Annotated in this window: 8 protein-coding genes; all 8 read right to left on the bottom strand. The window is 71.4% G+C overall.

Going from position 1 to position 9384, the window contains the following annotated elements; genetic code table 11:
* Positions 1-87: 87 nt before the first annotated feature.
* Positions 88-348 (bottom strand): DUF1049 domain-containing protein, encoded by a 261-nt coding sequence (locus ACFVH5_RS26125; RefSeq protein WP_385836204.1) that lies wholly within the window; start codon positions 346-348, stop codon positions 88-90.
* Positions 349-410: 62 nt separating this feature from the next.
* A complete protein-coding gene (locus tag ACFVH5_RS26120; RefSeq protein WP_385836203.1) occupies positions 411-1349 on the bottom strand; it encodes an LD-carboxypeptidase in 939 nt (312 codons plus the stop codon).
* Between the two features lie 22 nt (positions 1350-1371).
* A complete protein-coding gene (locus ACFVH5_RS26115; protein ID WP_385836202.1) occupies positions 1372-3408 on the bottom strand; it encodes a prolyl oligopeptidase family serine peptidase in 2037 nt (678 codons plus the stop codon).
* Positions 3409-3461: 53 nt separating this feature from the next.
* Positions 3462-4796, bottom strand: coding sequence for a M20/M25/M40 family metallo-hydrolase (locus ACFVH5_RS26110; RefSeq protein WP_385836201.1), 1335 nt, complete (start codon positions 4794-4796; stop codon positions 3462-3464).
* A gap of 1 nt (position 4797) precedes the next feature.
* The gene (locus tag ACFVH5_RS26105) at positions 4798-5634 is read right to left on the bottom strand and encodes a M55 family metallopeptidase (protein ID WP_385836200.1); all 837 of its coding nucleotides are present in this window, start codon (positions 5632-5634) and stop codon (positions 4798-4800) included.
* A gap of 46 nt (positions 5635-5680) precedes the next feature.
* On the bottom strand, positions 5681-7390 hold the full coding sequence (locus ACFVH5_RS26100; protein ID WP_385836199.1) for an immune inhibitor A domain-containing protein: 1710 nt from the start codon (positions 7388-7390) through the stop codon (positions 5681-5683).
* A 95-nt stretch (positions 7391-7485) separates the two neighbouring features.
* Complete coding sequence (locus tag ACFVH5_RS26095; protein WP_385836198.1) at positions 7486-8163, bottom strand: GntR family transcriptional regulator; 678 nt, start codon at positions 8161-8163, stop codon at positions 7486-7488.
* 180 nt (positions 8164-8343) lie between these two features.
* A complete protein-coding gene (locus ACFVH5_RS26090) occupies positions 8344-9345 on the bottom strand; it encodes a proline racemase family protein (RefSeq protein ID WP_385836197.1) in 1002 nt (333 codons plus the stop codon).
* Positions 9346-9384 lie beyond the last annotated feature (39 nt).

Below are 9384 nucleotides of genomic sequence, written 5' to 3'. Positions count from 1 at the left end.
GCGCCCAGCCCCTGCCCCCCCAGGGGCGCGGGGAACTGCGCGAGCAACCCCCACCGGGCCGCAGTCGAGCAACCGGCCCGCCGGGCGCTACCCCCGGCGCCGCACGAAGAACGCCCCGCACAACGCTCCGATCACCGCCGTGGCGAGCAGCGCCATCCACAGCGGCATGGTCACCTCGGGAATCAGCAGCCGGATCTTCGTCGCCCGGGTGTTCTCGAAGATGAAGACCAGCCCGAGAACGGCCAGCGCGACAACCGCCACCCGTCCGGGCGTCAGCAGACTCCCCCGCCCGGCCGCCGCGCCACCACCACCGCCACCACCACTCTGCTGCGCACTCTTCCGGCTCATGGAACCAGGATGGGCTCACAGGCGCAGGCCACGCACGGTGAGCGGTCCCTCCGGGTGAGACGTCAGGCCAGGGCCGGCGCGTCCAGCGTCAGCACCCCCGCGCCCGCGTCCAGCTCCGCCCGTACCCCGAACGGAACCGTCAGCGCCCCCTCCCCGTGCCCGAACCCGAACTCCTCGGCGATCGGCACCCCGAGTCCGCCGAGCCGGTCGAGGAGCAGTTCCCGCACCCGCTCGTACGGGCCGCACCGCTCCCAGGACCCGAGCAGGATCCCGGCGACACCGTCGAACCAGCCGGCCCGCAGGAGCTGCGTGAGGTACCGGTCCAGCCGGTACACCTCCTCGCCCACGTCCTCCAGACACAGCAGCCCGCCGCTGGCGGAGGGCCGGGCGTGCGGTGTCCCCAGCTCGGAGGCGAGCAGGCTCAGACAGCCGCCGAGCAGGACACCGGCGGCCCGCCCCGGGACCAGGGCCTGCCCGGCCGACCGGATCGTCCGTACGGACTCCGGCGCGAAGAGGGTCGCCCGGAGATGGTCCTGGGCGCGGGCGTTCTTGACGAAGTCGATGCCCGCGGCCATCGGACCGTGCAGGGTCACGAGCCCCAGCCGCGCCGCGAACGCCTCGTGGAGAGCCGTGATGTCACTGAAGCCGACCAGCACCTTGGGCCCCGCGGCCCGCAGCGCGTCCCAGTCGAGCAGGTCGGCCATGCGCTGCACGCCGTAGCCGCCGCGCGCGCAGAACACCGCGGCCACCGACGGGTCGCACCAGGCGGCCTGGAAGTCGGCCGCCCGGTCGGCGTCCGTGCCCGCCAGATAGCCGAACGTCCCGTGCCGGTCGAGGACATGGGGTCCCACGACCGGTTCGAGGTCCCAGCCGCGCAGGATGTCGGCCCCGGCCTGCAGCCGTTCCTCCGGCACGGGCCCGCTCGGCGCGACGACGGCGACCCGCGCTCCGGCGACCAGCCGCGGAGGCCTGACGGGTTCGTTCGACGGTCCGTCGTTCAACGGTCGGTCGTTCAACGGTCGGTCACTTGACGAGCTCCAGTGCGGGAACGCCGGGCGGTTTGAGGCCGAACACCTGCGCGTACAGGGAGAGTTCGGCCTCCAGGGCGCGCACCATCGTGTCGGTGCGGCGGAACCCGTGGCCCTCGCCCTCGAAGGTGATGTAGGCGTGCGGCACGGACCGCGCCTGCTCCTCCAGCCTGGCGAGGAACCGCTCGCACTGTGCCGGCGGGCAGATGACGTCGTCGAGGCCCTGGAGGATCAGGAAGGGCGCGGTGACCTTGTCGGCGTGCTCGGTGGGCGACCGTTCCGCGTACCGTGCGGGCACCTCGGCGCGTGGCCCGATCAGGCCCTCCAGGTACTGGGACTCGAAGTCATGGGTCTCGCCCACACCCCAGCCCACCAGGTCGAGGACGGGGTAGAGGATCGTCCCGCACGCGTACACGTCGGTGGCGACCAGCGAGGAGGCGGCGGTCCAGCCGCCCGCGCTGCCGCCCCGTACGGCCAGCCGGTCGCGGTCGGCGGTGCCCTCCTCGGCGAGGGCGAGGGCGACGGCCGCGCAGTCCTCGACGTCGACGACACCCCACTGCTCGCGCAGCCGGTTGCGGTACTCGCGTCCGTACCCGGTGGAGCCGCCGTAGTTGACCTCGGCGACTCCGATGCCGCGCGAGGTGAAGTAGGCGATCTGCAGGTCCAGGACGAGCGGGGAGCGGCCGGTGGGTCCACCATGTGCCCACACCACATAGGGCGGGAGCACATCTCCGGGGGCCACATGGCCGGGGTGGTGTGGCGGGTAGACATGCGCGTGGATCTCCCGCCCGGCAGGTCCGGAGAACGTACGGATCTGCGGTTCCGGGTAGTAGGCGGGGTCCACCGGGTCGTTGTGCCGGGCTCCCACGACACGGGCCCGTCCGGTACGGGCGTCCAGCTCGACGACCTCGTACGCGCTGCGCGGGCTGGCGGCGACCGTGATGACACGGCTGCCGTCGACGGCGAGGGTGGGCGCGTACTCGCTCCAGGGTCCGGCCGCGTCGACGACCTCGCCGCTCTCCGGGTCGAGGATGCCGAGCGCGGTGGCGCCCCGGCCGTGCACGACGGCGATCAGGCCGCTGTCCAGCGGCGCGAACCAGCGGCGGCCGACCGTCCACAGCGGCCCGCCGAACTCCTGCTCGCGGTTGCACAGCAGAAAGGGCGGCTCACCGGCGGTGCCGTCGCCGTCGGTGCCGTCACCTGCAGTCGCGCTGCCGGAGGCCCGGTAGAGGTTCCACCAGCCGGAGCGGTCGCTGGAGTACAGGAGGGAGCCGTCGCGGCCCCAGTCGGCCTGGGCGATCGCCTCGTCGGGGCCGCCCGCGACCGTCCGGGGCTCCCCCAGGGACCCGTCGGAGCCGACGTCGGCCACCAGCAGCTCGGTGCCGTCCCACGGCATCCGCGGGTGGTCCCAGGCCAGCCAGGCCGCGCGCCGCCCGTCGGGCGAGATCCGCGGCCCGGTGACGAACCGGTGCCGGTCGTCGGTGAGTTCGCGCACCGCGGCCCGGTCCTCGGCGGCCGAGCCGTCCAGCGGCACGGCGGCGACGAGCCGCCGTACATCGCTGGGCCCGTCGCCGGTGAACTCCTCCAGTACGCACCAGACCTCGCCGAGTTCGACGCGCACCTGCGGGTCCACCCACCGCAGTCCGCCGCCGACGGAGGACACGGGGGTGAGGGGGCGCGGCCCGCTCCCGGGGTCGGCGGGCTCGTACACGTACAGCCGCTGGTCGGCGAAGTTCACGAACACGACCAGCGGGCCGTCCTCGCCGACCGTGCCGGTCCAGGGCTGTCCGCCGTACTCCATGACGCGGCTGCGGACGTTCCACGGGGCGGGCAGTACCGACTCCTCCGTGCCGTCGGCGAGGCGGCGCACCAGGGTGCGGCGACCGCCCTCGGAGGGCCGGGGCTCGGTCCACCACGCCTCGTCGCCGACGAAGCCGACGAAGTCGGGGTGCCCGTCGTGCGCGGCGGCGAGCTCCGCGTCGATGGGCGAGGGCCAGGAACCGTAGGCCAGCGTCTGCACTGTGTCCCCCATTTTCTTCTTTGTCCCTCTGTCTCTTGTTCCGTTTTCCCTCGGGCCGTTTCTTCCTAGGCCGTGCGCAGGAAGCGGTCGAGTACCCGGACTCCGAAATGCAGTGCCTCGACGGGCACCCTTTCGTCGACCCCGTGGAAGAGGGCCTGGTAGTCGAAGCCCGGCGGGAGCTTGAGCGGCGCGAAACCGTAGCCGGTGATGCCGAGGCGGGAGAACTGCTTGGCGTCCGTGCCGCCCGACATGCAGTACGGCACGACGTTCCCCTCGGGCGCGAACTCCTCCACGGCCGCCCGCATCCGGGCGTACGTCGTCGAGTCGAGCGGCGCCTGCAGGGCGACCTCGCGGTGGACGAACTCCCACTCCACGTCCGGTCCGGTGAGCCGGTCGAGGGTGGCCCGGAACTCGTCCTCCGTGCCGGCGAGGAAGCGTCCGTCGACGTGGGCGACGGCCTCCCCGGGGATCACGTTGACCTTGTAACCGGCGTCCAGCATGGTCGGGTTGGCGCTGTTGCGGACCGTCGCCTCGACCAGGGAGGCGGCGGGACCGAGCTTGTCCAGCAGCCGGTCGACCCCGTCGGCGCCGTCGAGCGTGGGCTCGACCCCGTACAGCGCGGCGAGTTCGGTGAGCGCCGCGCGGACCGTCGGGGTGAGCCGTACGGGCCACTCGTGGTCGCCGATCCGCGCGATCGCGGCGGCGAGCCGGGTCACCGCGTTGGACCGGTTGACCTTGGAGCCGTGGCCCGCCCGGCCGCGCGCGGTGAGCTTCAGCCAGCCCGTGCCGCGCTCGCCCGCCGCGAGCGGGTACAGCTGACGTCCGGCGCCGTCGTGGAAGGTGAACGCCCCGGACTCGCTGATGCCCTCGGTGCAGCCCGCGAAGAGCCCGGCGTGCTGGTCGGCGAGGAAGCCCGAACCGTCCTCGGCGCTCGCCTCCTCGTCCGCGGTGAACGCGATCACCAGGTCGCGGCGGGGGCGTACGCCTGCGCGTGCCCACTGCCGGACGACCGCGAGGATCATCGCGTCCATGTTCTTCATGTCGACCGCGCCGCGTCCCCAGACGACCCCGTCGCGGACCTCGCCGGAGAACGGGTGGACGCTCCAGTCCTCCGCCTGCGCGGGTACGACGTCCAGGTGACCGTGGACCAGCAGCGCGTCGGCGGACGGGTCGGTGCCCTCCAGGCGCGCGACGACGTTCGTACGCCCCTTGGTGCGCTCCAGGAGGGTCGGCTCAAGCCCCGCCTCGGCGAGCAGGGCGGCGGCGTACTCGGCGGCCGGCCGTTCCTGGCAGTCGCCGCCCCCGCGGTTGGTGGTGTCGATGCGGATCAGGTCGGAGGTGAACCGGACGACCTCGTCCAGGGCCTGCTCGTCGACGGCCGTCTGCCCTATCACGCTCATGTCAGCCATAGTTCTCCTCCACGGCGGCCGAGACGATCGTGGTGACCGCCTTGAAGGTCCGGATGCCCTCGTACATCGTGGCGCTGGTGTACGCCACCTTGCGTTCCCCGGTCCGCTCGACGCCCGGGACGACGGTGGCCGACAGGGCCAGGTGCTCGGCGTCGAACTCCAGGGCCACGGTGAAGGGGCCCGCCCGGCGGGGCTCGTGCCGCACCGCGAGCCGCGCCGCCTCCTTGGCCGCCGACCGGATGTCCGCCGCCGTACGGGCCGGGGTGCGGCACACGGCCGCGTACCGCGAGACATGGTCCTTGACGGCGACCTTCAGGGCCTCGGGCGCGTAGCCGAGCGCGTCCTCGCAGGCCACGTCGTCGCCGGTGACCAGCACGACGGGGACTCCGTACTCGGCGACGACGTGCGCGTTGAGCAGGCCCTCGCTGGCGCGCTCGTCGTCGACCCACACGCCGGTGATCGAGTTGGCGAGATAGGTGTGGGCGAGGACGCCCTCCATTCCGGCGCCCGCGTGGTAGCCGACGAAGGCGATGCCGTCGGCGTCGCCGTGCTGCACACCCTCGACCATGGAGAGTGATTTGTGCCGCCCGGTGAGCATCTGGGCCCGTTCGTCCAGTTGCTCGAGCAGCAGGTTGCGCATGGTCGAGTGGGCCTCGTTGATGAGGACCTCGTCGGCGCCGCCGTCGAAGAAGCCGAGGACCGCGGCGTTCACGTCCGAGGTGAACATCGAACGGCACCGCTCCCACTCGGGTGCGCCCGGCTGCACGTCGGCCGGCCAGGTCACCCCGGTGGCGCCCTCCATGTCGGCACTGATGAGGATCTTTACCATGTTCCAGTTGTATCGCAGTCGCGATGCGCTCCACAGGCCCGGGCGGTCAGCCGGTCGAACCGACCGAAACCTTCACTCGGCCGTCGGCATGTTCCTCGTCCACGGTGATGGTGGTGCCGGAGTCGGCGTCGTAGCTGGATCCGTAGGGCGCGGTGTCGTAGTGGTGGACCCCCTTGAGGTCGTCGAAGACCGGGACGGCGGGCCGGGCGGGGATCACCGTCCGCACACCGCCCAGGTGGAAGACGAGCGGCGCGGTGGGCCGCAGACCGAAGGGCGCGTCGTACGTCTGGAGGCGGCCCCGGACCACCGCTCCGGAGGCGGTCCGGGCGGGTTCCGCATGGGCGTCGATCGGCAGGATCCGGCCGTAACCGCCGTTCGCGCGGGTCTTGTTGTCGCGGTACTTGGTGTTCCAGTACCAGATCAGGACACCGCTCTCGTAGTGCAGCCGCTCCTTGAACCGGGGCTTCCCGGGCGCCCAACCCAGGTGAAAGGGGCCCGACTTGAGGAATCCGTCCTCCCCCACGTACTGCCTGTTCTCGACGACGTAGTAGCGGGCGTTGCCGTCCGCGTCGGCCGGCAGGTTCACCAGAAGGGCCTCGGGCCCCGCGGTCGCGGAGGGCACGGACAGCGGGTTGAGCGTGACGGTGGAGGAGGCCCCGGCCTTGACGGTCACGTAATCGAGCCACCCGAGCCGGAGCCGGGCCCAGGCACCCAAGTCGCCCGGGTGGGCGGCGAGTTCGTCGTCCCCCGACAGGAGCGACCCCTGCCCCATGACCGACCAGAAGCCGGTGGAGTTCTCGGCGCCCGAGGTGTCGTACAGGTCGGGCAGGCCGAGGTCGTGGCCGTACTCGTGGGCCAGGGTGCCGAGGCCCCGGTTCTCATTCGTCATCGTGTAGTCGTCGACCCAGATCCCGGAGTCGCCGACCTCGCTGCCACCGCCCTTGCGCCCGCCCGCCGGGCCCAGCCTGCCGGCGCCGGTCTGCAGATGGCTGACGTTTCCGCGGTGGGACCCGATGGCGTCGGAACCGTTGACACCACCGCCGTTGACCTGCGACTCCCCCGCGAACATCAGCATCACGCGGTCGAGATAGCCGTCGGGTTCGTCGAAGTTCCCGTCCCGGTCGTGGTCGCGGCGGTCCCAAGTGTCGTACGTGGCCAGGTACTTACGCAGTGAGGCGACACTGCGGCCTGCGGCGCGCTGGTCCTCGTACCACTGGTCGAGCCCGTCCGTGACGAGCTGCTGATTGCAGTAGTACGTCGAGATCGGCTTGCCCTGCTTCTTGCAGGCGTCGGTGCCGTAGTGCGCGAGGCGGTGGCCCACGCGGGTCCAGTCGTGGACGGTGCCGGTGATGGTGTAGGCACCGCTGGACTGCCGCTGGTAGTAGCCCTTCAGGGTGTCCCCGGAACCGTCCTGACCACTGCCCGCGCCACCACCCGTGCCGAAGATCTGCCGCTGGTAGTAGGCGGGGCTGTAATCGGCGGCCCAGACGGTGGAGTTGTCGGTGGAACGGTCGGGTTCCGGAATCCGATTGTGCGCGTAATCGACGAACTCGACGGGCAACACGAAGATCTTGTCCTGCGCGCGCGTCGCCGGGTACGGGTCCGCTGTGGCCGGCCCCTCCAGGGGAGCGGGGAACTGCGCAACGGGGGTTCGGGGGCGGAGCCCCCATGCCTGTGCCGCGGCATCGGGGGCCAGGGCGGAGAGCGCCACGGCGGCAGCACCGACCACCACCGCTCCGCGCATCCACTCGCTCACGTGCGTCCTCCTCCCGCTCCCGGTCCCGAACCGCACTCAGGAGAGCACGAGGACGCACACACGCGAGGTTGCCGGACAGCGTGTCGCCGTCACGGTCACTCGGCCGCCCACAACCCCCGTACATGCCCGAGATGACGCGTCATGACAGCACGTACGGCCCCCTCGTCGCGGGCGACCAGCGCGTCCAGGATCTCCAGGTGCTCCTCGGCCGAGGCCTCCAGACGCCCCGCCTCGACCAGGGCGTGCAATCCGTACAGCCGAGAACGCTTGCGAAGGTCGCCGACGACCTCGACGAGGTGGTCGTTGCCCGCGAGGGCGAGCAGGCCGAGGTGAAAGCGGACGTCGGCCTCGACGTACGCGATGAGGTCACCGGCCGCCGCGGCCGTGACGATCTCCTGCGCGACGGGCCGCAGCGCCGCCAGGTCGGCGGGGGCCGCGGAGGCGGCGAGACCGACGGTGGTGGGGATCTCGATCAGCGAGCGGATGTGCGTGTACTCGTCCAGCTGCTTCTCGGACACGGCGGTGACCCGGAACCCCTTGTTGGGCACGGTGTCGACGAGCCCTTCCTTGGCAAGGTCGAGCAGCGCCTCACGCACGGGGGTGGCGGATACCCCGAACCGCGCGGCGAGAGCGGGCGCGGAGTGCACCTCCCCGGGCCGCAGCTCCCCCGCGATGAGAGCAGCCCGCAAAGCATCGGCAACCCGCTCCCGATAGCTGGGCTTCCTACCCCCCAACGAGGGAAGGGCGGGCGCGCCGACACGCTGGGCAACCATGGACGATCTCCTAGGACTTTCGGTCTTTCAGGGGCGCGGGAAACGGCGTGGTCGTTCGCTTTGGCTTTCAGGGGCGCGGGGAACGGCGCAGTCGTTCGTCTTCAGGGGCGCGGGGAACGGCGCAATCCTTGAGCCGCACCAGCCAACCCACCAGCCACTCACCCGCCCACCCACCCCCGCCTACAACACGAACCCCGCCGGAAACGGATCATCAGGATCAAGAAGATACTGAGCGGTCCCAGTGACCCACGCCCGCCCAGTGAAACTGGGCAGCACAGCCGCCACCCCACCCACCTCCGTGGTCCCGTGCAACCGCCCACTGAACCGCGTCCCGATGAACGACTCGTTCAGGAACTCGGTCTCCAGACCGAGTTCCCCCCGCGCATGCAACTGCGCCATCCGCGCACTCGTCCCCGTCCCGCAGGGCGACCGGTCGAACCACCCGGGATGGATCGCCATCGCATGCCGGGAATGCCGAGCCGTCGACCCGGGCGCGACCAGGTGCACATGATGACAGCCCCTGATGCTGGAGTCCTCGGGATGAACCGGCTCCCCTTCGGCATTGATCGCGTCCATCAGCGAAAGACCCGCGGCAAGGATGTCGTCCTTACGGGCCCGGTCGAAAGGCAGCCCGAACTGGTCGAGCGGCAGGATCGCGTAGAAGTTCCCGCCGTACGCGAGGTCGTACGTCACCGTCCGCCCGTCCGCGAGCTCGATCTTCCGGTCGAGGGCGACGGCGAAGGACGGCACGTTCCAGAGCGTGACCGACTGCGCGGCCCCGTCCCGCACGGCGACCTCGGCGACGACGAGCCCGGCCGGCGTGTCGAGCCGGATGGTCGTCACCGGCTCGACGACCTCGACCATCCCGGTCTCCACGAGTACGGTCGCGACCCCGATCGTCCCGTGCCCGCACATCGGGAGATAGCCCGACACCTCGATGTAGATGACGCCGAAGTCGCAGTCGGGCCGGGTGGGCGGCTGGAGGATCGCGCCGCTCATCGCCGAGTGCCCGCGCGGCTCGTTCATCAGCAACTGCTTGATGTCGTCGCGGTGTTCACGGAAGTACAGCCGCCGCTCGTTCATCGTCGCACCGGGAATCGTGCCGATTCCACCGGTGATCACCCGGGTCGGCATGCCCTCGGTGTGCGAATCGACGGCATGCAGGACGAGTTTGCTACGCATGGACTGTCTCCCTCTCTCCCCGGACGAACCCGGCGTCTT

Source organism: Streptomyces sp. NPDC127119, assembly GCF_042677425.1.
GTDB lineage: Bacteria > Actinomycetota > Actinomycetes > Streptomycetales > Streptomycetaceae > Streptomyces.
Note: the sequence above shows the minus strand (reverse complement) of the source record. Positions and strands in the feature narration are given on the sequence as shown.